Annotated in this window: 22 protein-coding genes and 3 pseudogenes; 17 read left to right on the forward strand and 8 right to left on the reverse strand. The window is 70.6% G+C overall.

Annotation, left to right across the window (positions count from 1 at the left end):
• The first annotated feature begins 90 nt into the window (after nt 1-90).
• Entirely contained in the window at nt 91-381 is a 291-nt protein-coding gene (locus tag B9S61_RS42780; RefSeq protein WP_258039948.1) for a hypothetical protein, read from the forward strand.
• A gap of 42 nt (nt 382-423) precedes the next feature.
• Here B9S61_RS42780 and B9S61_RS30895 read toward each other — a convergent pair whose 3' ends face one another.
• Nucleotides 424-951 carry a DUF488 family protein gene (locus tag B9S61_RS30895; RefSeq protein WP_103545171.1) on the reverse strand — a complete coding sequence of 176 codons (528 nt, stop codon included), beginning with the start codon at nt 949-951 and terminating at the stop codon, nt 424-426.
• Between the two features lie 40 nt (nt 952-991).
• Entirely contained in the window at nt 992-1,201 is a 210-nt protein-coding gene (locus tag B9S61_RS30900; RefSeq protein ID WP_103545172.1) for a DUF2945 domain-containing protein, read from the reverse strand.
• A gap of 302 nt (nt 1,202-1,503) precedes the next feature.
• Here B9S61_RS30900 and B9S61_RS42785 point away from each other — a divergent pair.
• From B9S61_RS42785 to B9S61_RS30920, 5 genes and pseudogenes are all read left to right on the forward strand, one after another.
• Nucleotides 1,504-1,794 (forward strand): annotated as a pseudogene (locus tag B9S61_RS42785) (MFS transporter); the annotation flags it as partial.
• A gap of 85 nt (nt 1,795-1,879) precedes the next feature.
• The gene (locus B9S61_RS30905) at nt 1,880-2,611 is read left to right on the forward strand and encodes an MFS transporter (protein ID WP_258039949.1); all 732 of its coding nucleotides are present in this window, start codon (nt 1,880-1,882) and stop codon (nt 2,609-2,611) included.
• A gap of 60 nt (nt 2,612-2,671) precedes the next feature.
• On the forward strand, nt 2,672-3,679 hold the full coding sequence (locus tag B9S61_RS30910; RefSeq protein WP_103545173.1) for a phosphoglycerate dehydrogenase: 1,008 nt from the start codon (nt 2,672-2,674) through the stop codon (nt 3,677-3,679).
• Between the two features lie 41 nt (nt 3,680-3,720).
• Entirely contained in the window at nt 3,721-5,100 is a 1,380-nt protein-coding gene (locus B9S61_RS30915) for an acyclic terpene utilization AtuA family protein (protein WP_181007614.1), read from the forward strand.
• Nucleotides 5,093-5,443, forward strand: coding sequence for a DUF4387 domain-containing protein (locus B9S61_RS30920; protein ID WP_103545174.1), 351 nt, complete (start codon nt 5,093-5,095; stop codon nt 5,441-5,443). The genes B9S61_RS30915 and B9S61_RS30920 overlap by 8 nt, the downstream gene beginning before the upstream one ends.
• Nucleotides 5,444-5,828: 385 nt before the next feature.
• On the opposite strand, the gene B9S61_RS42790 is transcribed toward B9S61_RS30920, so the two are convergent.
• Complete coding sequence (locus tag B9S61_RS42790; RefSeq protein ID WP_258039950.1) at nt 5,829-6,155, reverse strand: contact-dependent growth inhibition system immunity protein; 327 nt, start codon at nt 6,153-6,155, stop codon at nt 5,829-5,831.
• Nucleotides 6,156-6,364: 209 nt separating this feature from the next.
• On the opposite strand from B9S61_RS42790, the gene B9S61_RS30930 reads away from it, so the two are divergent.
• Entirely contained in the window at nt 6,365-6,943 is a 579-nt protein-coding gene (locus B9S61_RS30930; RefSeq protein ID WP_103545175.1) for a dihydrofolate reductase family protein, read from the forward strand.
• On the opposite strand, the gene B9S61_RS30935 is transcribed toward B9S61_RS30930, so the two are convergent.
• A complete protein-coding gene (locus B9S61_RS30935) occupies nt 6,925-7,635 on the reverse strand; it encodes a helix-turn-helix domain-containing protein (RefSeq protein WP_103545185.1) in 711 nt (236 codons plus the stop codon). The two genes, B9S61_RS30930 and B9S61_RS30935, sit on opposite strands and share 19 nt — an antisense overlap.
• A 364-nt stretch (nt 7,636-7,999) precedes the next feature.
• Between B9S61_RS30935 and B9S61_RS30940 the strand changes: the two genes are divergently transcribed.
• The gene (locus tag B9S61_RS30940; protein ID WP_103545176.1) at nt 8,000-8,788 is read left to right on the forward strand and encodes an SDR family NAD(P)-dependent oxidoreductase; all 789 of its coding nucleotides are present in this window, start codon (nt 8,000-8,002) and stop codon (nt 8,786-8,788) included.
• Between the two features lie 133 nt (nt 8,789-8,921).
• Here the strand turns inward: B9S61_RS30940 and B9S61_RS30945 are convergent, their stop codons facing one another.
• Nucleotides 8,922-9,854, reverse strand: coding sequence for a MerR family transcriptional regulator (locus B9S61_RS30945; RefSeq protein WP_103545177.1), 933 nt, complete (start codon nt 9,852-9,854; stop codon nt 8,922-8,924).
• Nucleotides 9,855-9,961: 107 nt separating this feature from the next.
• A pseudogene (locus tag B9S61_RS30950) lies at nt 9,962-11,784 on the reverse strand (hypothetical protein); the annotation flags it as partial.
• Nucleotides 11,785-12,028: 244 nt separating this feature from the next.
• Between B9S61_RS30950 and B9S61_RS30955 the strand changes: the two are divergent.
• A complete protein-coding gene (locus B9S61_RS30955; RefSeq protein ID WP_103545178.1) occupies nt 12,029-12,946 on the forward strand; it encodes an SDR family oxidoreductase in 918 nt (305 codons plus the stop codon).
• 82 nt (nt 12,947-13,028) lie between these two features.
• Here B9S61_RS30955 and B9S61_RS30960 read toward each other — a convergent pair whose 3' ends face one another.
• Nucleotides 13,029-13,598: a DUF6328 family protein gene (locus B9S61_RS30960; protein WP_103545179.1), complete on the reverse strand. Its 570-nt coding sequence runs from the start codon at nt 13,596-13,598 to the stop codon at nt 13,029-13,031.
• A gap of 214 nt (nt 13,599-13,812) precedes the next feature.
• Here B9S61_RS30960 and B9S61_RS30965 point away from each other — a divergent pair, with 214 nt between their 5' ends.
• The 8 genes and pseudogenes from B9S61_RS30965 to B9S61_RS30995 all read left to right on the forward strand — a co-directional run bounded on the left by B9S61_RS30965 (nt 13,813) and on the right by B9S61_RS30995 (nt 19,964).
• Nucleotides 13,813-14,607, forward strand: a complete 795-nt coding sequence (locus tag B9S61_RS30965; protein WP_308457800.1) for an alcohol dehydrogenase catalytic domain-containing protein — start codon at nt 13,813-13,815, stop codon at nt 14,605-14,607.
• Between the two features lie 5 nt (nt 14,608-14,612).
• Entirely contained in the window at nt 14,613-14,861 is a 249-nt protein-coding gene (locus tag B9S61_RS43350; RefSeq protein WP_308457801.1) for a hypothetical protein, read from the forward strand.
• 42 nt (nt 14,862-14,903) lie between these two features.
• Entirely contained in the window at nt 14,904-15,413 is a 510-nt protein-coding gene (locus tag B9S61_RS30970; RefSeq protein ID WP_103545180.1) for a gluconokinase, read from the forward strand.
• 46 nt (nt 15,414-15,459) lie between these two features.
• Nucleotides 15,460-15,898 (forward strand): annotated as a pseudogene (locus B9S61_RS30975) (hypothetical protein); the annotation flags it as partial.
• A 230-nt stretch (nt 15,899-16,128) separates the two neighbouring features.
• Nucleotides 16,129-17,319 (forward strand): NAD(P)/FAD-dependent oxidoreductase, encoded by a 1,191-nt coding sequence (locus B9S61_RS30980; RefSeq protein WP_103545181.1) that lies wholly within the window; start codon nt 16,129-16,131, stop codon nt 17,317-17,319.
• Nucleotides 17,320-17,329: 10 nt separating this feature from the next.
• Nucleotides 17,330-18,268: a sigma-70 family RNA polymerase sigma factor gene (locus B9S61_RS30985; protein ID WP_103545182.1), complete on the forward strand. Its 939-nt coding sequence runs from the start codon at nt 17,330-17,332 to the stop codon at nt 18,266-18,268.
• Between the two features lie 256 nt (nt 18,269-18,524).
• Nucleotides 18,525-19,205 carry a bifunctional 2-polyprenyl-6-hydroxyphenol methylase/3-demethylubiquinol 3-O-methyltransferase UbiG gene (locus B9S61_RS30990; RefSeq protein WP_103545183.1) on the forward strand — a complete coding sequence of 227 codons (681 nt, stop codon included), beginning with the start codon at nt 18,525-18,527 and terminating at the stop codon, nt 19,203-19,205.
• Nucleotides 19,206-19,358: 153 nt separating this feature from the next.
• A complete protein-coding gene (locus B9S61_RS30995; protein WP_103545186.1) occupies nt 19,359-19,964 on the forward strand; it encodes a GNAT family N-acetyltransferase in 606 nt (201 codons plus the stop codon).
• Here the strand turns inward: B9S61_RS30995 and B9S61_RS31000 are convergent.
• Nucleotides 19,961-21,610 carry an IS4 family transposase gene (locus tag B9S61_RS31000; RefSeq protein ID WP_103542876.1) on the reverse strand — a complete coding sequence of 550 codons (1,650 nt, stop codon included), beginning with the start codon at nt 21,608-21,610 and terminating at the stop codon, nt 19,961-19,963. The two genes, B9S61_RS30995 and B9S61_RS31000, sit on opposite strands and share 4 nt — an antisense overlap.
• Between the last annotated feature and the right edge of the window lie 124 nt (nt 21,611-21,734).

Here is a 21,734-nt window from a genome sequence, read left to right on the forward strand (position 1 = left end):
TCGACGTTCCGGCACGACGACAACGCCGCCCACGTCTCCTTCCTGGTCATCGCCTACGACAGCGAACAGGCGGCCCGGGAGGCGTACGACGTGCTCTGGGACGGCTACTACTCCAGGAAGGCGGGGCAGCGGGCGGAGACGTTCGGGCTCGGCCCGATCGGTGACGAGCGCGACGCCCGGTTCGGTACCTCCGGCTTCCACGGCGAGCCCGGCGCCGTGACGCAGACCCGGGTCGGCACGACGCTGCTGTGGACGGAGGCGGCTTCCGCGGGCAAGGGCGGTATCGACACGGACGGTGTCCGGGACCTGGCCACGGTGCTCGCGGAACGGGTCCGGCAGGCACAGGACGGGGACACGCCTTCCGCCCGCCTGGGCGGCTGAGCGGACGGACACCCCGGGTCCGGGCCAGGTCCGTACCGGACGTCACGGGGGCGGGGGATAGGTCAGAGACCCGTTGGTGACCCGGGCATGGGGCGTCAGGACGGCCGGCTTCACCGACGTGCCCGACATGATGTGCACGACCTCCACGCCGGAGACGATCAACGCGTCCGTGATCAGCCGTCGGTGGCACCGCCACGGCACCGCCTCACTGCACATGATCGCCGGCCGTCCGCGCTCGGCCAGTTCCCGCAGTTCGGCAAGTCCTTTGGCGAACGTTTCCGTGCTCATGTAGTCGGCGTAGTCACGGAAGGCTTTGACCTGCCACCCTCCGTTCACGCTCGGCACGCCCTTGGGCGTGTGACGGCGGCCGCCCAGTTCGGGAATCCAGCGGTAACCGATGCCGGGTGGCAGGGCGTCGACGACGGCCGACTGGTTCCACTGCGGGTGCTTCCTGGACGAAGGGTACGACCGGACGTCGACCAGGCAGGTGACACCGTTGCCCCGCAGCATGCCGAGAACGTCGTCGAAGCCGCGTGTCGAGTGCCCGATCGTGAAGACGCGGTCCGTCATCGCGCTGCCTCGAAACTTCCGCGAGGGAATCCCGTACCGGCTACAGCTTCGTCAGGGCTCCCCCCTTGTGCATGGCGACGTGGTCGGTCTTGTCGCTCTTGATCTCGTACTGGGGATCCTGTTCCGAGCAGCGACGCGTGTGCCCCTTGTACTGGACGTCGCGGGTGTGCTTCCTGACGATGACGCCCTCGACGTGTCCGGCTTCGGAGTTCCAGCGCACGTGGTCTCCAACGGCGAATCGCTCGGTCATTCCCGTCCCGTCCGTTCTCTCTGCTCGCCGGGCTCCGCGGCCGCGAGGGCGCCTCGGAAGATCATGCCGTGCCGGGTTCCCCCGGACGCGACGTCCAACCGCCGGGGCGCGGCCCGTGCCCCGGCCGCAGGACCGCCTCGGCCGGGGCGACCGGTGACGCACGCACGGCCGTGCCCGCCGGCCGACGTGCGCGGAAGGCCGGCCGGCTGCCTCGAGGACCCGGTCGGTCACGGCCGGCGCGAAGCCCCGCCCCCCGCCCCCGGACACGGACCGGGAGTCAGACGCCGGTGCTGCTCATGGGCATGGACAACCTGCTCGGCATCTTCATCCAGCCGTGGATCGGCAACCGGTCGGACCGCACGCGCACCTCCTGGGGCCGGCGGATGCCCCACCTGGTGGTCGGGATGCCGATCGCCGCCGTGCTGTTCATGGTCATCCCGCACACGGCGGCGTCCCTGCCACTCCTCATCGCGGTGATGTTCACCTACGCGCTCGTGGCCAACACCTTCAAACCGATCGCCGAAGCGCTCGTCCCCGACTTCATCGCTCCCGGCAGGCGCAGCCGCGCCAACGCCGCGGTCAAGATCGCCTCCAGCATCACGGCCATCGTCGCCGCGCTCATCAGCATCTTCCTGGTCGACCCACCCGAGTCCGGCGTTCGCCATTCCCGCGATCATCATGCTGGTCTCCATCCTGGTGCTCGCGGCCACCGTGCGCGACAGCCGGTCTCCCGGTTACCAGGCAGCGCTCGCGGAGAGCAGCCAGGAGGCGAAGGACGCCGACCACAGGGACCCGCGGGTGCGGGACACCTTCCTGGAGATCATCAGGGACACCGACCGCAGCCGGCTCCTCGTCCTCGCCGCCATCCTGCTCTTCGGCGGCGCATGGGCCGCGTCGCGGTCCCTGATGACGCCGTACGGGATGGAATCACTCGACATGTCACGAGGAGCCGCCGGCGGCCTCACGCTCCCCGGCGGTATCGCGTTCATCCTGGCCGCCTACCCCGCGGCGGTCCTGGCCGAGCGCTACGGACGGCTCCGGGTCATGGCCGGGGGCATGTCGGTCTTCGCCGCGGCCATGCTGCTGGGCACGCTCGTCCTGACACCGGCCGGCACCGTGGTGATCCTGTGCATCGGTGCGGCGGGCGCGACCTGCTTCCTCGTCAACGCGGTGGTGGTCCTGTGGAACCTGGCCCCCTCGGCCCGCGTCTTCGGCACCTACGCCGGCCTGTACACCGTCGCCTGGGCCGGCGGCGGCTTCCTCGGCCCGGCGCTGGTGGGCGCCATGGTCGACGTCACCGGCTGGCCCCTGATGCTCATGGACATCGCCGTCGTCGCCGCACTGGCGGTCGCCGTCGTCGTCAGGATCACCGTGCTGCAGCGCCGGCCCGCTCCCGCCCTCGCCCAGTGACGCCCCCGCCCCGCCCTCCCCGAACCGAGTGAAGACGCAGCCAGAAATGAGGAACGACCCGTGCCCCGCATCCTGATCACCACGGACTATCTGCGCCCCGGCGACGAGGCGGACCGGTACCTGCGGAAGCACGGCCACACCACGGTCCACGCACCGATGACCGGCAGGCGCGACACCGCGCAGCTCGTGGCCGCCCTCGAAGGGATCGAGGGGGCACTCGTCGCGCACGAGCCCCTGACCGCCGACGTGCTGTCCCGCGCGCCCCACCTGCGAGCCGTCGTGCGTACCGGGGTGGGCTACGACTCGATCGACGTCGCCGCCGCCGCGGAGCTGGGCATCACGGTGAGCAATCTGCCGGGCGTCAACGCGGGCGCCGTCGCCGAGTACACCATCGGTCTGCTGCTGCTGCTGCTGCTGCTGCTGCTGGCGACGGCGCGGCGACTGGTGCAGAGCGCCGCGGGAGTCGCGGCCGGCGGCTGGCCGAGGGAGGACGGGCACGAACTGCGCGGATCGACCCTCGGCCTGATCGGATACGGCGCGGCCGCACGGGCCCTCGTGCCGCTGGCGCGGGCCTTCGGCATGCGGGTGCTCTGCACGACCGGCGTGCCACGGGCCGAGCGCACCGATGCGCCGGTGCGGTTCGTCGAGCTTCCCGAACTGCTGGCCGCCTCCGACTACGTATCGGTGCACACTGCGCTGACGGAGCGGACACGCGGTCTCCTCGACGCCTCCGCCTTCCGGCGGATGAAGCCGACAGCGGTCCTGGTCAACACCGCGCGGGGCGCCGTCGTCGACGAACAGGCCCTCGCCGACGCCCTACGCGGCGGCGAGATCGCCGCGGCGGCCCTCGACGTGGTGAGCGAGGAGCCGCTCCCCGCCGACAGCCCGCTGCGCGACGCGGACGCCATCACCGTCTTCTCCCACCTCGCCGGCCAGACCGCCGAAGCCCGGGCGGCCGCCGGCATCCAGGGCGCGGCAGAACTGGTGGCCGCACTCGCCGGCCACCCCCGGTCCGCCGTGAACGCCCACCTTCTGCCCCACACCCCCACGGCCCGGCGCGACGGGTGAACCCGCGCCTCCCAGCCCGTACCGACAAGGAAGAGGAATCCATGCACAACGAACAGGTGGACCAGGTCAAAGTCCTGTCACCGACCGGCATGCTCGGAGCCGGTTTCCCCGAAGCCACGATCGAGCGCGGTCTGGAACTGGGCGCCGACGTCATCTCCGTCGACGCGGGCAGCACCGACTCCGGCCCCTACTATCTGGGCGCCTCCCAGCCCAAGACCACCCGCGCGGCGGTCGCCCGTGACCTGCGTGTCCTGCTCAAGGCCGCGGCAGGCGCCCGGATCCCGCTGATCGTAGGCTCCTGCGGCACCAGCGGAACCGACTCCGGTGTCGACTGGGTCGCCGACATCGTCGCCGACGTCCTGGCCGACGAGGGGCTCGATCTGCGCGTGGCGCGCATCTACAGCGAGCAGGACAAGGACGCCCTCCTGAAGTCCATGGAGGAGGGCCGGGTCCATGCCCTGCCGCCCCTGGGAGAGCTGCGGCCCGAGACGGTGCGGAGCTGCACGCACATCGTGGGCGTCATGGGGCACGAGCCGATCGTCGCCGCGCTCGAGGCCGGCGCCCAGGTCGTGCTCGCCGGCCGCGCCACCGACACCGCCGCCGCCTACCCGATGATGAAGGGGATGCCCGCCGGACCGACATGGCACGCCGCCAAGATCATCGAGTGCGGCGGGCAGTGCACCAGCAATCCCCGTGCCGGCGGGGTGCTGGCCACCATCGACGCCGGAGGCTTCACCATCGAGCCGCTGGACCCGGCGGTCGCCTGCACACCGATACTGGTCGCCGCCCACATGCTCTACGAGACGGTGAACCCGTTCGAGATGCGCGAGCCGGACGGCACCCTGGACGTCCGTGAGGCCGTCCACACCGCCCTGGACGAACGCATCGTGCGGGTCGAGGGCTCGCAGTTCCACGTCGCGGACCAGCACACCATCAAGCTCGAGGGCGCCCGGGTCACCGGATACGAGACGATGTCGTTCAGCGCGATCCGGGATCCGCACATCCTCGCGAACATCGACGACTGGGCCGGTCTCATGCGCACGATGATCCGGCGGCGGGTGGAGCAGACGATCGGCCTGAGCGAGGACAAGTACGCCTTCGACCTGCGCCTCTACGGCCACAACGCGATCCTCGGCGATCTCGATCCGGCGGCGGGACCGCCCCGCGAGGTAGGCGTCATGCTCCTCGTCAACGCACCGGACCAGAACACCGCCACCGCCGTCGCGAAGATCGCCAACCCCCTGATGCTGCATCTGCCGACGGCCGACATGGACTTCCTGCCGAGCCTGGCCTTCCCCGCCTCACCGGCCGAGACGGAACGCGGGGCCGCCTACGAGTTCGTGCTCCACCACGTCGTCGACAGCATCACCCCCACCGGCATGTTCCGCACCGAGATCGAGGAGGCCTCCCACCATGGCTGAGACCGCTCCCACCACCCTGGGCGACCTGGCGTACGAGGTCCGGTCCAAGAACGCCGGACCCTTCTGGGTCACCATGGAACTCTTCATGCGCGACGCGGACGGCTATCGCATCGCCGCCGACGAGACGTTCCTCGACGAGCACACGGTCGCCCGGCTCTACGGACTCGACGAGACCGACGTCCAGATGTTCCGCATCCCCTCCCTGAACGTCGTCAAGATCTCCTTCCCGCGTCCTGTCCCCCAGGCATCGCTCCGCGACCGCGACGTCCACTCCGGTCAGCACCACGTCCCGCTGGCGACGCTCCCGGTACCGGAGCGAGCCGTCGGGCGATCCTCGGCCTGACCGCCGCCCGACCGTCACCACAAGGCCGTCCGCTACGGGCGCGCCTGCGTGGGATCGGCCGCTTCGCTCCGTGGTGTCGACGACCGCGACGTGGAGCCGGGCGCAGGGCTGATCGACTCGCAGTCCGTCGGCGCGGTCCGAGGAGGTCCGGGGCTACCTGGGCCTCGCCGACTGCGTGGTCGAGTGCGCCGCGCAGGTCCTCGAACGCGACCTGAGCATCGTCGGCAAAGGCCCCCTCCCAGCGCGGCTTCCGGGTCCGGCCGGCCGTGCGGCACGCCTCGTAGGCAGCGTGCCGGCCCCTCGCCGCGGTCGGCGAGCCACGGAGCAAGGAACCCGTCGACCTGACCTTTCAGGGCAGGGGGCACGTCGGCCAACTCCGAGACGATCAGGCGGACCTTCTGCTCGAGTGCGGGGACTCGCTCCAGACCTCCGCACTGCTGGTGAGTACGGCGGCCGGCAGATCGCCCTCGTACATGTCGCCTTCCGCCAGTGGGTCGGTCCGAAGGATTTCCACCGCCAGGGGCAGGAGATGGGCAAGGCCCACGTTCTGCCCGATCAAAAGCCGCATGTCCTCGACCGTCAGGCCGCCGGTCGGCTTGCCCCGCAGCTCGCGGACGGTCGCCATCAGCCGGGTTTCACCGCCTGACGGGACTGACCAACGGTCGTGCTCAAGCTCCTCGAGGGAGCGGTCACGGTTCACGAGTCGGGTCACCCACCGATCGTCCCATGTCAGCTTCCGAACGTGGTCCCAGGCGGATCTGTCAGGTCCGCCGTGCCGGGCCGGGCCGCCCCGTACGGGCGGATCCACTTGTTCGACGGGTACGGGTGAAGACAAGTTGTCGTTTCTGTCCAAGACGCCGCCGTGGCCGTGAACTAACGTCAACCTCGCAGCTCACCACCCGAGTACGAGGAGACAGCACCATGCGCCACCTGGTCTACACCGGCTTCATGTCGCTCGACGGCGTCGTGGACTCGCCCGGCGGCGGGCCGGGGGAGGAGCACCGCAGCGGCGGCTGGGTGTTCAAGGACCTCGAGTTCGTCGAAGAAGCCTGGTCGCTCAAGGCCGAGGAGCTCACCGACACGACAGCGCTGATGTTCGGCCGCCGCAGCTACGAGGCGTTCGCGCCCGTCTGGCCCGGCTCGCAGGACCACGCCGCCTACAAGGAGTTGCCCAAGTACGTGGTGTCGACCACGCTGGCCGACGACGCACTCGTCGACGGGTGGGGGCCGACGGCGGTCCTGCGATCGACTGAGGACGTCGCGGCGCTCAAGGACGGTGAGGGCGGCGCGATCTTCATCCACGGGAGCGCGGAGCTGGCCCGGCGGCTGTCGGACGCGGGCCTGATCGACCAGTACAACCTGCTCGTCTTCCCCACGTTGCTCGGTGCCGGCAAGAGCCTGTTCGGCCGGGCCGACCGGGACAAGCAGATGCTGACCCTGCGGGAGTCCAAGAGCTACTCGAACGGAATCCTGAAGCTGGTCTACGACGTCAAGCACTGATCCACATCGAGGGCGATCGCGCCGCCGGAACCCTCACGCAGCTGACCGACGGTACGTCCCACGTAGCAACGCAGCGCCCTGGCCAGGTGCGGCTCGTCGTAGTAGTCGAGCTTGGCGACGACGTCGGCGGCCGGAGCGCCGGCCGCCAGCAGTTCCGCCGCCGTACGGGCCCGCTCGATCTGCCGTACCGCGCCTCGCGTCAGCCCCGTCGCCGTGCGGAACCGGCGCTCCACCGTACGTTCCGAAGCGGCCGGGCGGTGACCTCGTACCACCTCGGCGACGAGCGGGTCCCGCACCACGATCCCGGCCCGGACGAGCCGCCCGACCAGGGCCTCGGCATGGTCGGGGCCGGGCGTCTCCCAACGCGCGCCGTTCAGCCGGAACGTACGACGTGTGGTGTCGGGGAGCTCGACGCCGCCATCGACCAACGCCGCCGTGGGCACGGCACGCAACGAGGCGCCCAGGGCGAACTCGATACCCGTGAACGTCGCGCCCTCGGGAACGGGCGCCTTGCCGGTCCGGGACCCGGGACCGGTGATGCCCGCGCGCGCCCGCCCGTCCTGCTCCCAGAACACTAGACCCAGGCGCACCCCTGCTACGGACGTCATCGCCGTGACCTGCTCGCTTGTGCACGTCCACACGGTGTCGACCCACGGAGAGTCGGACCGGCGCGTCTCGAACCGCAGTCCCACACGAGCAGGATACGCCGCGTGGTGGTGGCCGAGCATGGGCCGCGGCCCACCATGGCAGGGCCGCTTCCCCGGGCTGCTCACGACGAGAGTCGTCAGTTCCACGGAAACGAGGGATACGAGCGTCGTGTCCCGCGGGGTTTCACGGAGCAGCAGGTGAGAGTAGAAGGCGTGCACAGCGACGACTGTCTCCCGGAACCCCGGTGCGTGGCCGCGCCTTCCTGAGGCCGTCGGGAGGGCCTGCTCGGACGAACTCCCGACCTGGTGGGGGTGCTGGGAAGCATGGGCACCGTCTTGAAGCCGGCCAGGCAGCAGACCACGAGCCCCGACAGCCGGGCCACGGATATCGAGAAGAAGGGCCACACCCATGGATCTGGACCTGCGGGGCAGGAGTGCCGTCGTCACCGGCGCGAGCAAAGGCATCGGGCTGGCCATCACCCAGGCCCTCGCGGCCGAAGGAGTGCGGGTGACGGCCGGGGCCCGGCACTCCACACAGGCGCTGTCGCGACTGACCGAGGAAGCGGCCGTCCACGCTGTGGAGGTGGACCTGGGCACGTCACAGGGCCCGGCCCTCCTGGTGGAATCGGCCCTGTCGGTCTACGGACCGCCGGACATCCTCATCAACAACGTGGGCGCGACCCGACCGCGCACGGAGGGCTTCGCCTCGGTGACGGACGCGGACTGGACGAGCACCCTGGACATCAACTTCCTGTCGGCGGTGCGTGCCACCCGTGAGGTGCTGCCCACGATGCTGGAGCGGGGCTCCGGGGCGATCGTCACCGTCACCTCCGTCAACTCGCGACTGCCCGATCCGCTGGTGATCGACTACAGCGCCGCCAAGGCGGCTCTGCTCAGCTTCAGCAAGTCCCTGTCCAAAGAGGTCGGGGCGCGCGGGATCCGCGTCAACACCGTCAGCCCCGGCCCTGTGTCCACGGACCTCTGGCTGGGGGAGACCGGGGTGGCGGCGAAGGTCGGAGAGGCCGGCGGACTGCAGGCCCAGGATGTCGCGGCCAGTGCTGCCGGACAGTCGGTGACCGGCCGTTTCACCCGCCCGGAAGAGGTCGCCGCCCTGGTGTTGTTCCTGGCCTCGGAGCGCTCGGGCAACATGACCGGCACAGACGTCGTCATCGACGGTGGCCTGATGGCCACGATCTGATGGCCGCCCGTCGAGTCCACTGTCTTCTTGGGTACGTGTGCAGCAGAAGAGGTTGCATGCCACCGAGACGAAACGTTCCCAGCGGACCGCGAGGCGCCTGAACCGGTGGAGCAGGACGGATGTTGCCCGGTGATCAGGCCGGGTTCCGGGTGGCGGGTGCGTCTTGGTCGAATAGTTCTTCGGCCAGTTCCATACAGCGCAGGCGGGCCGGGGAGAAGTCGTAGGGCATCTTGCCGGTGGCTTCGAACACGCTCATGGAGTCAGCCTCCCGCCTGCCGGAGCCGAGGTCGGCCTCGCCCGCGCCGTCATCGGCGGTGGGAGGGTGCAACGCGTCCCAGGCGTCGAAGAGGGCATCGTCGGCATCGTCGTCCTCACCCAGGCCGGACTCCTCGACGACGGCCTGCAGGGCGCTCTCGAAGGCGTGCCGCTCGGCGGCCACCTGAGCCACCCGTGGATCATCGACGGTGACACTGTCATCGAGTGCCTCCTCGGCGTCATCGACGCGGTCGGACTCCTCCCGCAGAGTGGGATGCGTGGCCAGGACGACGAAGCGGGTGGCCTGGACGGCCGCGCCGAGCGGGCCGAAGATGCGCTCGGTGACCAGCAGACTGTCCAGGTCCGCCTGACGCAGGGAGCCCTCGGGCAGGCTTCTGAGGCGTTCGGTGACGAAGTCGGAGAGCAGGCCCATCCGGCTGCCTTCGGTGCGCATCCGCCGCACGGCGGTCCGTTGCCGCCGCAGTTCCGCCTCCTGCTCGGAGAGGGTTTCCTCCAACCGCTCCAGGATGCCCGCGATATCTGCTCCACCGTCCGCGCCGACGGAAGCCGTGCCGGTGGTGAAGGCGTCACGGATGTCGTCCAGGGCGATCCCGGCGTCGGCCATCTTGCGAATCCACAGCAAGCGGATCATGTCCTCGTACCCGTAGCGGCGGCGGCCATCGCCGCCCCGCTCGGGCTCGGGGAGCAGCCCGATCTCGTGGTAGTGGCGAATCGCCCGTGGCGTGCTGCCGACGAAGGCCGCCGCGTCACCGATCCTGACCTGACGGGGTGGCACGAAAGACGAACACATGAGCAGGGACCCTTCCTGAAGGCGTCACGGAAGTCCACCGGGCCACATGCCGCTACGGAAGGTGCAATCCCCGACACACATACCGCGTCGCGCCCATGCCAGGAAATGCGAAGCTCCGACTTCATACGCACCGTGCGCGGCTCGAACGGCCGGCCCTTCTGTTCACCGTCACGCAGCATGAAACCGAAGAACGACTCCTCGGCCTCCTCGAACCCCTCGCCGTCGAAGACATTGACCTGCGGCACGATGAATGCGCTGCGTACCCGGTCCAGGGACAGGTTGATGAATTCCGAGGCCCCGTCGGGCGCTTCCGTGACATCGCCCGAGTGCTCTCCGCCGACAGCGGTGAGCGAGGTGCAGGAGAGCCAGGCATCGGTACGGTAGTCGGCGTGGAGAAGCAGCGCCGAGAGGTCGTAGTCGGTGCGGTGCCCGGTCTCCTTCCAGTACACGAAGAAGCGCAACTGCTCGCCGTCGACCTTCGAGAGTGAACCTCGCGGCAGTACACCGAGCCCGGCCGCGGTCGCCCTGCCGCTGAGGGGGAGCGCCACGTCGAGGATGCCGGGGTCGAGCAGCAGCCGGGCCGGTGCCGGGAGCCTGCGGCGCATCTCGGCGTCGAGGGCGCCGATCAGGCGATCGCGGTCGGCGGCGGGGACCGGCGGCCGGACGTCGGTGGCGACCCAGCCGCGGCCCCGGCCGTTGATGAAGATCCGGGGTTCGCCGGTCTCCCCTTCCCGGTTCCGGAAGTGCTCACGGACCGACAGCACGACCCGGCCGGACCCCTGGGGGCGACCTGTACCGCCGCGGCCACTACCGCGTCCCGCTGATCCTGGTCGGCGGCGATCCGCAGCAGGAGGTCCAGCGCACGGAAAAGCTTGCCGGGAGCGGACTTCAGCACTCGTACCGCACCGAGGACGTCGAACTCGTCGAGCAGCTTCTCGACGCGGCTGTCGAAGGACCGTGCCTCCTTCTCGCCCCGCGCCACGGCGAACACATCGGCGGCGTGCGGCCGGCGCGGGTACTCGTGCGGGTGGAGCCGCTCGCCGAGCCGCTTGAAGGGCTCGCGGTGCGCGTGCACATCGGCCAGCTTGGCGGGGTTCGCCGCGACCACGGCGTCGAGGCCCGCGAGCAGCGCACGACGGACCGGCCGCGGGAGACTCCGGAACCGGGTCGGCTCCTGCAGTGTCACGTCGCCGCCCGACAGTGCGCAGGCGAGCCGCAGCACATCGGTGACGGTGTCCAGCAGGAGGTCGGCGCCGACAGCGAGACGGGCCTCGTTGACGACCGCCCGGTTCTCCCGGACCGGGATCGACTCCGGCTGGGGGCCGAGCGCGCACCGTTCGGCGAGAGTCCTGAGGTCGCCCAGGTGGTCCTCGCCCAGTGGCGTCGGGCTGCCCGCCAACGCCAGTTACAGGTCCGTGAGTTCGTCGTCCAGGCCCCGCCCGAGGTGCAGGACGGTCACCCGGTCGCCCGCCGAGGCGATCAGCTCGTCGTGCGCCGCGAGCATCTCCTCGTAGCTGTGCTGGTAGCGGCCGTACGCGGGGAGGCTGAGCAGGTCCAGCACTCCGTGCGCCAGCTGTGTCAGCACGTGCTCCCGCGATGCGTCGTCGGCGAGCGCCTCCGTCACACGTCGCGTCCAGAACTCCTCGGTGTCCGGCACGTTCGCCGGAAAGTCGATGAAGTACGCGTTGTGCCGGACGTGGTCGCCCACCATCCCTCTCACGGTGCGCAGCGTGCGCCGGGCCGTGTGCACGACCGCGGTCTCGGACAGCCCGGACAGCCGCTCCATCAGCTTCGCCGAGAGCTTGAAGCCCACGGTGGCCAACGCCGCGTCGAACTGCCGGGCGACGGTGGCCCCTTCGCCCGCGGAGCCCCGGGGAGCGGAGATGCGGTGGGTGTGCCGGATGACCAGCGACTCGAGACTGTGCGCCATTCGGGGATGATCGCAGAGGTGTACGAGGCGACGCACAGGAGTTTTCTCCAGGGCGGGCGCCGTGACGGCGTCGCCCCCGGCGGGGACACCTCGGACGGGTCCGCTCCTTGCCGGTGACGAGGAGCGGACCCGTCCTCTGCTCGCCCCGGGGCAACGGAGGCAGCGACCACCGCTGAATGCCGGGCGTCCGAGCCTTCTCCTGTCGACCGGGCTTGGCGACAGGCAGGTCGGTTGCCCGGCCGGCATGACTGACACACGGCCTCTTGCCCTGATCACCGGTGCCTCCGCCGGGATCGGATACGAACTGGCCCGGCAGTTCGCCGGGCACGGCTACGACCTCGTGATCAACGCCGAGGACGAACGGCTGGCTTCCGCCGCCCTCCGCTTGCGGGAGACGGGTGCGCGGGTACGATCCGTACGCGCCGATCTCCGGACCCTCGAGGGTGTGGGAACCCTGCTCACAGCGGTCGACGGGCTCAACATCGACGTCGCCGCCCTCAACGCGGGAGTCGGCCGGGGCGGCGCCTTCGTCGACACCGACCCCGCCGACGACCAGGCCGTCATCGACCTGAACATCACCGCGACCGTCCGGCTGGCCAAACCGTTGCTGCGCGCCATGGTGGCGCGAGGCGAGGGCAGGATCGCCTTCACCTCGTCCGTCGCCGCGATGATGCCCGGCCCCTTCCAGCCCGTCTGCAACGCCTCGAAGTCGTTCGTGCAGTCCTTCGCCGCGGCGTTGCAGGAAGAGGTCGCGGACACCGGGGTGACGATCACGTCGTTCATGCCGGGCGCGACGGAGACGGACTTCTTCCGGAGGGCGGGGATGGCGGAGGACACCAGGATGGGGACCTCGGGGAAGGACGATCCCGCGCAGGTCGCCGAGCAGGCGTTCACGGCGATCGTGAAGGGCGAGAAGAAGCCCGTCACCGGGTCACTGAAAGCCAAGGCGCCCGGAGCGGCAGGGAAGCTGCTGCCGGACGGCGTCAAGGCGGCGTCCCACCGGAAACTGGCGGAACCGGGAACCGGGAACCGGCGGGAACACCGATCCCCAGAAGTAGGACCGAACGGAAGGCGTACGGGACGACCCGGGACGACACGCCAAGGCCTGGGCCGGCTCACCTCCCCACGTCTCGCGAGGCCCGACGACGGCCCGCGGCCCTGACAGAGAGAAGATCAGCCGCTCAGGCGCCCGGAGCGGCATCCTTGCGCGCCCGCGCCCGCGCCCGCGCCCGCGCCCGCGCCCGCTATGCGGCGTCGGTTCCGGAACGGCGAGCGGCACGCCGTCGAAGGCGGAAGGGCAGCACGTACCAGCAGAGGCCGAACCACAGCATGACCCCGGCGACGAGTGCTTCGGCGAGGACGCCGGGAACCACGAAACGCAGGATCAGCAGGAGCGTGCAGCCGATGGTCAGCGCGAGCAGGACCATGCCGCACATCATCAGGCGGCAGGCGGCCTCCAACACTTCGTCCTTCATGCGCTGGCCGGACAGGAAGCGGTGGATGGAGACGGGTGCTATCAGCGATCCCGTGGCCGACGCGCCGAGGACCACGGTGATGACGTAGATGACGCGGTCCACCGTCCCCAGTTCCCGGAACAGCGGAGCGAAAGCCACGCTCAGCAGGAACCCGAAGAGGATCTGCACACCGGTCTGGGTGACCCGCGTCTCCTGCAGGACCTCGTTCCAGCGGCGGTTGACCCGTTCACGCGGAGACTCCGGCGCATCGGCGCCGGAGCCCGGGCCGTGGCCGCGGTGATACGCGCAGCACGCGACATCCTCCTCCGTCGACCCGGCCGACCGATCCGTCATTGTCATGGCACCCTCCCAGTCGCAAGCCAATCGTTTGCCCGTCTCAGCCCTCTTCATGCAGGTCATGGGGCACGCCGCGGCTTTCCTGAGCCACGCTCCGCCCTCCGTCCCACCTGGCCGGTGCTGAAAAGGCCGGAGCGGGAAACACGTAAGGCGGGACAGCTACCGGCAACGGCGCGCACGGCATGAGGCCCGCGTGGCGGAAGGAACGAGGTGGGCGATGCGTGCGGTGACCGTGCGGCCCGGCCGCAAGGACTCCCTGGAGGTACGGGACGTGCCCGACCCCACCCCGGGCGTCGGCGACCTGCTGGTGCAGGGCCTGGCAGTGGGGGTGTGCGGAACGGACAGGGAGATCGTCCGGGGCGAGTACGGCTGGGCTCCACCGGACCGCGAGCGGCTGGTGCTGGGACACGAGTCCCTCGGGCGGGTGCGGCAGGCACCGCCGGGCAGCGGGTTCTCGGCCGGTGACCTCGTCGCCGGGGTGGTGCGCCGGCCGGACCCCGAGCCGTGCGGAGCCTGCGCGCGCGGGGAGTTCGACATGTGCCGCAACGGTCGCTACACCGAACGCGGCATCAAGGACATCGACGGCTATGGCGCACAGGTGTGGTGTGTGGAAGCCGACTACGCGGTGAGGCTGGCGCCGCATCTGCGGCGCGTCGGTGTACTCATGGAACCGGCCACCGTGGTGGCGAAGGCGTGGGAGCAGGTCGAGCGCGTCGGTGGCCGTTCGTGGTTCGAGCCGCGTCGCGCACTGGTGATGGGGGCGGGACCCATCGGTCTGCTGGCCGCCCTCCTGGGCGTACAGCGTGGGCTGGAGGTGCATGTCCTCGACCGGGTGACCGACGGACTCAAGCCCGCTCTGGTCCGGGAGCTGGGGGCCGTCTACCACACGGAGGACGCCGAGCGGGTCGTCTCCGCCGTGTGCCCGGACGTCGTCATCGAGGCCACGGGCGCGAACGGGCCCGTGGCCTCGCCTCGCTCACGGGCACCACGCCCTACGGGGTGGTGTGCCTGACCGGTGTGTCATCCGCCGGCCGCGGGACGACCGTGGACGCCGGCGCCGTCAACCGGCAGATCGTCCTGCAGAACGACGCCGTGGTGGGCTCGGTCAACGCCAACCTGCGTCACTACCACCAGGCCGCCGACGCCCTGGCCGGGGCCGACCTGCCATGGCTCGAACGGATGATCACCCGGCGGGTGCCGCTGGAGCGCGCGACGGAGGCGTTCACACCTCAACCCGACGATGTCAAGGTGGTCATCGAACTCTAGGCCGCACTCTTGGGCGGCACTCACTGCGAAGAAAGGTCCTGGATGTCTCACCACACCGCTCCCTTGGTCGTCGTCATGGGGGTGTCGGGCTCGGGAAAGACCACCGTGGGCAAGCTGCTCGCACGGGACCTCGATGTCCCCTACATCGAAGGGGACGACCTCCACCCCGCGGCCAATGTGGCGAAAATGCGAGCCGGCGACCCGCTCGACGACGAGGACCGCCGTCCCTGGCTGGACGAGATCGCACGGTGGCTGGCCGGCCACGCCGACAGCGGAGGAGTGGTGACATGCTCGGCGCTCAAGCGCCGCTACCGTGACCGGCTGACCACCGCCGCGCCGAACGTCTTCTTTCTCCACCTGGACGGCTCGCCCGAGCTGATTGCCGCCCGGATCACCGCACGACAGGGCCACTTCATGCCGCCCGAGCTGCTTCATACGCAATTCGCCGACCTGGAGCCGCTGGGCGACGACGAAGCGGGCGCGGCCATCCCGGTCGACGGCAAGCCGCAGGACACCGCTGCCCTCGCACGCGCCGCCGTCACCTCGGCCTGACCGCTGACGCGGGTGTCCGGCCCAGAGGCCCAGACACAGCCTCGTCTGGCTGAAGCCGCACTACGCGGCCGTGCGTCCCTCCGACGGGAAGCTGCTGCTGCCCTTCGAGGGCGAGAGGCTCGTCGTACTCGACCCGGCCACCGGCCGCTCGGCCATCGAGCGGATGACGGCCGACACCCACCAGCACGGTGTCACCCTCACACCCGGTGGCACCCTCCTGGCCGTCGGCACGGGCCCGATCGACCCCTTCTGAGGACGAGGGACCGTCGCTGACCGTCCGGACGGAGGACGACGGGGAGAAGGTGATCCCGCTGGAGGGCCCGCACGAGGACGTCGCCGTCGCCGCGGACGAGCGCACCGCCTACGTCACCGGCGGCTTCACCCGTGACGGCTACTGGAACGGCATCACGGTCGTCGACCTCACCGACGGCGGCACCCGCCGACTGCCGGCGGGCGAACGGCCCCTGGGCATCGTGGTCCTCTAACTGATCGACCACGAGCGTTGTCGACAGACGCCGGGGTCTGATCAACGAGGACCTCCCGTGCGGTGGAGCGGGCCGATGGTGTCTCCCCGGGGGCCGGGCCCCCGTCCGGGCACCTGGCGCTGGTCCAGCCGCCCGCCCCACGTCATGTGACCGGCGTCACATTCTGCTCCTGTCAGGAATCGGCAGGCGGTCTCGTTCAAGAGGCACGCGAACGAGACAGGAGCACCCTCATGAAGCACCGCATCGTCGTCCTCGGTGCCGGATACGCCGGGGCCTTCGCCGCCGGGAACCTGGCCCGTCGGCTCTCGCCGGCCGACACCGAGATCACCGTCGTCAACGCCGTGCCCGACTTCGTCGAGCGGATGCGGCTCCACCAGCTCGCCGTCGGCCAGGACGTCACGTTCCGCCGGCTCGCCGACGTGTTCGCCGGCACCGGCGTGCGGCTGCGCCTGGCGCGCGTCACCGGCATCGACCCCGGGCGCAGGACCGTCGCCGTCACCGGCGAGGAGGGGGACGACGAACTCACCTACGACACTCTCCTCTACACACTCGGCAGCTCCGCCGACCACCACGGCGTCCCCGGTGTGGCCGAGCACGCCTTCGACGTGACCGGCCGGTCCTCGGCGCTGCGTCTGCGTGAACGCCTCGCCGGCCTGGGCGAGGGCGGCACCGTACTGGTCGTCGGTGAAGGACTGACCGGCATCGAGACCGCCACCGAGATCGCCGAGTCCCGGCCCGACCTCTCGGTCGCACTCGCCGCCCGCGGTGAGCCGGGAGCCTGGCTCTCCCCGAAGGCCCGCCGTCACCTGCGCCAGGCCTTCGACCGGCTCGGCATCACCGTTCACGAGCACACCGCCATCGAAGCCGTCGAGCCGACGCGCGCGATAGCCGCCGACGGCATGTCCATCGCGGCCGACGTGACCGTGTGGTCGGCCGGGTTCGCCGTGCACCCCCTCGCGGCCGCCGCCGGCCTGGAGGTCGCCGGGACCGGCCAGATCGTCGTCGACCGCACCATGCGCTCGGTCTCGCACCCGGACGTCTACGCCGCCGGTGACTGCGCCTACGCGATCGGCGACAACGGCCGGCCGTTGCCGATGTCCTGCGCCTCGGCCGGCCTCACCAACATGCAGGCGACCGCCGCGATCATCGCGCGTCTGACGGGCACCGAGGTCCCGGTCACCGGGCTGAAGTACCACGGCAACCACATCAGCCTCGGACGGCGGGACGCGATCTTCCAGATGGTGGACGGCGGCATCCGGTCGAAGTCCTGGTATCTGGGTGGCCGGACCGCCGCGCGGCTCAAGTCGGGCGTCCTCAAGGGGGCCGGGTGGGGCATCGTCCACCCGACCTTCGGCATGCCGAAGCGCAGGCGCCGCCTGGCCGCCGCGCCCTACCCGGCCGGTGTGAAGGCTGCCGCATAGGGTGTTCCGCATGGAGGGCGCAGCCATCGATCGCTTCGAGGCCGGCCGGGGCCGGCTGGCCTCCCTGGCGTACCGTCTTCTCGGCTCGGCCGCAGACGCGGAGGACGCCGTGCAGGACGCGTTTCTGCGCTGGCAGGCCGCGGACCGCGAACGGATCGCGGTACCGGAGGCATGGCTGACCAAGGTCGTCACCCATCTCTGCCTCGACCGGCTCCGCTCGGCGCAGGCCCGTCACGAGCGCGTGGCCGGTGCCTGGCTGCCCGAGCCGCTCCTCGAGGGCGACCCGATGCTCGGCCCCGCGGACACCGTTGAGCAGCGCGAGTCGGTGTCCCTGGCCGTACTGACCCTGATGGAGTGTCTCTCGCCGGTCGAGCGGGCCGTCTACGTCCTGCGTGAGGCGTTCTCGTACAGCCACGCCGAGATCGCCGGGATCCTCGACATCAGCGAGTCCGCCAGCCAGCAGCACGTCCACCGGGCCCGGGTCCGGGTCGCGGCCGAGCGCCGCCGAGGCGGCGAGGTGGACCCAGCGTCGGCGCGCAGGGTTGTCGAGGAGTTCCTGGCCGCCGCCACGACGGGGCGCACCGAACGGCTGGTGGCACTGCTCACCGACGACGTGACGGCGGTCTCGGACGGTGCGGGACTGAGCCGGCGGCTCCTGCGGTACCGGACGGCCGAGCGGGTCGCCTCCTTCGTGCGGGCCGGCTTCAAGCCCACGCCCGCGAAGCGGCGGCTGGCAGGTGGCTCCCTCGCGATGCACATCGCGCAGATCAACGGCTCCCCGGCCGTCCTGGCCGTGGTGGACGACCGGGTCGTGGGGGTAGTGGCGTTGGAGGTGAACGAGGGCAAGGTCGTCTCCCTGAGCGGCATCGCCGCCGCGGCCCGGCTCTCACGCCTCAACGAGTACTGGCGCCGGCACGAACCGGATGTACCGGTCATCAGTACTTGGTGACCGGACGCGCCACGGGGCCCATGCCGCCGCGTCACCGTGCCCGAGCGCGGGGCAGCGAGCGCAGCGGAGGTGAACCCGAGCAGGGCCGGCACCACCCGTGAGGGTGAAGACCGCCGACGGCGATGACCCGCGACTGCCTCGACGAGGACCGTCGGCGAAGGCGCTTGTCAGATGCCCGTCGGACACGTGCGGCGTCCTTTTGCCGGACCGGCAACAGGAATGGCGGACCAGGAGGTCGGTGGGCCACGGTGGGCCCGTGACCGACAACATCGCAGCAGGACCGCCCTCGTCCGACACCCCCTCGCCTGCCGACGGCTACGTCGGAGACCCCGAGGTACGAGCGGAGTGGGACGACCGGTACGCCGACCGTCACCGGTTGTGGAGCGGCCGGCCCAACGGTGCGCTCGTGGCCGAGGCCGCCGGGCTCACCCCGGGCCGAGTGCTCGACGTCGGCTGCGGCGAGGGCGCGGACGCCATCTGGCTGGCGCGCGGCGGCTGGGACGTGACCGCGCTCGACGTTTCGGGCGTGGCACTGGAACGCGCAGCCGGGCACGCGCGGGACGCCGGGGTCGCCGTTCACTGGGTACACGCCGCACTCACCGAGGCGGTGCTCCCGCCGGCCTCCTTCGACCTGGTCTCCGCGCAGTACCCCGCCTTGCTGCGCACCCCGGACGCCGCGGCCGAGCGAGCGCTGCTGGCTGCCGTCGCGCCTGGCGGCGTGCTGCTGCTCGTACACCACGCGGGGATGGACACCCAGCAGGCGCACGACAGCGGCTTCGACCCGGCTGACTACGTCTGGCCGTCGATGATCGCCGATCTGCTCGACGACGACTGGGAGACGGAGGTGGACGAGCAGCGGCCGCGCGTCGCACCCGACGGTGGCGCCGGCGCGCACCATACCGACGACCTGGTGTTGCGCGTACGTCGACTGCGCTGAGACGGCCCGCCTCGCGACTCGTCGGCCCTCGTCCTGTCGGCCCTCGTCCTGCTGACGCGGCCGGCCGCCGCCGGCGTGGCTGCGCGCCGAGGAACGGACCGGGAGCGGATACTCGCTGTCCTGCCCGCCCCATGAGGACACAAGATGGGGCGCATGACTTTGGCCACCCCCATGCTGCACACCGCTCGCCTGCGACTGCGCCCCTTCACCGACGCCGACGCGGACCCGCTCTTCGCCCTGCACAGCAGCACCTACGTGATGCGTTACTGGGACTCCCCGCCGTGGACCGAACCGGACCGCGCCGAACGCTTCATCAGCAGGTGCCGGAAGTTGGCGGACGAAGGCACCGGGGCGCGGGTGGCCATCGACCGCGCTTCTGACGGGGCCTTCGTCGGCTGGTGCGGTCTGACCGGATGGAACCCGGACTACCGCAGCGCGTCGTTGGGCTACGTCCTCGACGAAGCCATGTGGGGCCACGGCTACGCGACGGAGGCCGCACACGCCGTGCTCACGTGGGCATTCGACACCCTGGACCTGAATCGCGTGCAGGCCGAGACCGATACGCGCAACGTGGCATCCGCCCGGGTCCTCGAGAAGATCGGCTTCATGCGTGAAGGGACGTTGCGGGAGGATTGCGTCGTGAACGGCGAGGTATCCGACTCGTGGGTGTTCGGACTGATCAAGCGGGAGTGGCAGCCTTCGGCCATGCCGATGACTGGGAAGACCTCGACGGGGCCTTCCCCAAGGCCGGGAAGTTAGCCTGTTTGTGCTGGTGGCAAGGGGGTTGAGGTCCAGGTTGTGGCTGCGTAGAGGCCGGGTCCGAGCTTGTGGATGAGCCCGGTGTTGGCCCATCGGGACAGTTGCCGATACATGGTGTGCAGGGTGACGTCGCCGAAGTGGGCGGCGATCTCCGCGGGTCTCCACAGCCGGTTCGGGTCGTCCTGCAGCAGGGCGAGGATGCGATGCCGTCGTCGCTGGGCCGGGGCGGTGTAGCGGTCGTCTCGGGAGACGGTGGGCAGAGGCGGCGGTTCGGGGCCGGGTTCGAGGACGGTGACGGCGAGGTCGGTGATGATGCGGCTGTGATCTGGGCGGCCGTCGTCGCGTCGCTCGCTGTAGCGGGACATCGGCGACTTGACCTTGCGGGTGCTGGTCCGGTGGCGGCGGGGCGCAAGGAGGCGGGACAGCACCCGGCGGCCGGTCAGTCCGAGGCGTCCTTGCTCGTCGGGAACGATCCCGGCGGCCTGGACGACCTGGTCACGGGCGGTCTGGAGTGCCACAGTGAAGCAGCAGCGGTCGGGGTCGGTGCCGGGGATGGACTCGGCGGCCTCGACCATCACGGTCCGTAGGGCCTGGTAGAGCGTGAGCAGGGCCCACATCTCCTGCTCGAGGCCGGCCCGGTCGTTCGAGCGGAGCTTCCGTCCGGCCATGATCGTGTGGCGGAGTGCGTAGTACGCGCTCTCGTGTTCCCAGCGCTCGTGGTAGAGCTTGATCAGCGTCGCCGCAGGGTGCCGGCGGGCGTCCGTCAAGGTGGTGACCAGCCGGTAGAAGCCGGTGAAGACGGTGCCGTCAGCGCAGGTCACCGTGATTTCAGCGTCGATGACCCGGACGCCCACAGTGCCGATCACCGACAGGTATGAGCCGTCGTCGAGACGGGCCAGGACCGGGGTGCGCCGGTTGCTGCGGAGCCGGCCCAGCACCTTCGCGCCAGTCGCGGTCGCCTGGGCGAGGAAGTCGTTGGCGTCGAAGCCCTTGTCCCACAGCACCAGCATGTCCGGCCTCAGCAGATGCAGCAGTCGGCAGGCATAGGCGGTCTCGCCCTCGTCGGTGGGGCCGAACACTGCGCCGATCATGGACCTTGTCCCGGTCTCGACCAGCGTCATCAACTCCAGCGTGGGATAGCCGTGATGGGCTGTCCGCCCGAGCCAGGCCCGATTGCGGGGTGAATCGGGCACCCGAAGCGAGCTGCAGCCATCGAAGGACACGGTCCGGTAGGCACCGAAGCGCACCCCCGGCGTGGTAGGGCGTGCCAGCAGCCCGGCGAGCACCTCGAACAGTGACCGAACCGGCGCGGCCCCCAGCCGTCGGCGAAGGTCCCGCAGGGCCTTCGTGCTCGGTGAGGCCACCGGTATGCCGGCCAGGCCGCTGGTGAGCTTGTCCCAGACCAGCCGGTAGCCGACCTCAGGGAACAGGCACATTGCGAGCAGGAAGTACATTCCGACCCGAGAGGGCAGGTCCCGCAGCCGCCGCTGCACCGTCCGCGTCTCCGCCAGCACCGCGTCCACGAGCTCGAACGGCACCACGGCGGTCAGCTCTCCCAGGTGGCCCGGGGCGAACCGGCCCGCGGCCACGGTCACCGTACGGGTGATGGCAGTCAGCGTGGACGGCAGGGCAAGATGAACCTGCAACGGAGCTCCTCACGTACAAGCTGTCTTGGTCGACTGCCTGTACCAACGAGCTCCGTTGTGCTTTCGCTTCGAACCCTCAATGTGCTTGCAGGACCTGCGAGAACGCTAACTTCCCGGCCTTGGG

It is taken from the genome of Streptomyces sp. SM1 (genome assembly GCF_002910825.1).
Lineage (GTDB): Bacteria > Actinomycetota > Actinomycetes > Streptomycetales > Streptomycetaceae > Streptomyces > Streptomyces okerensis.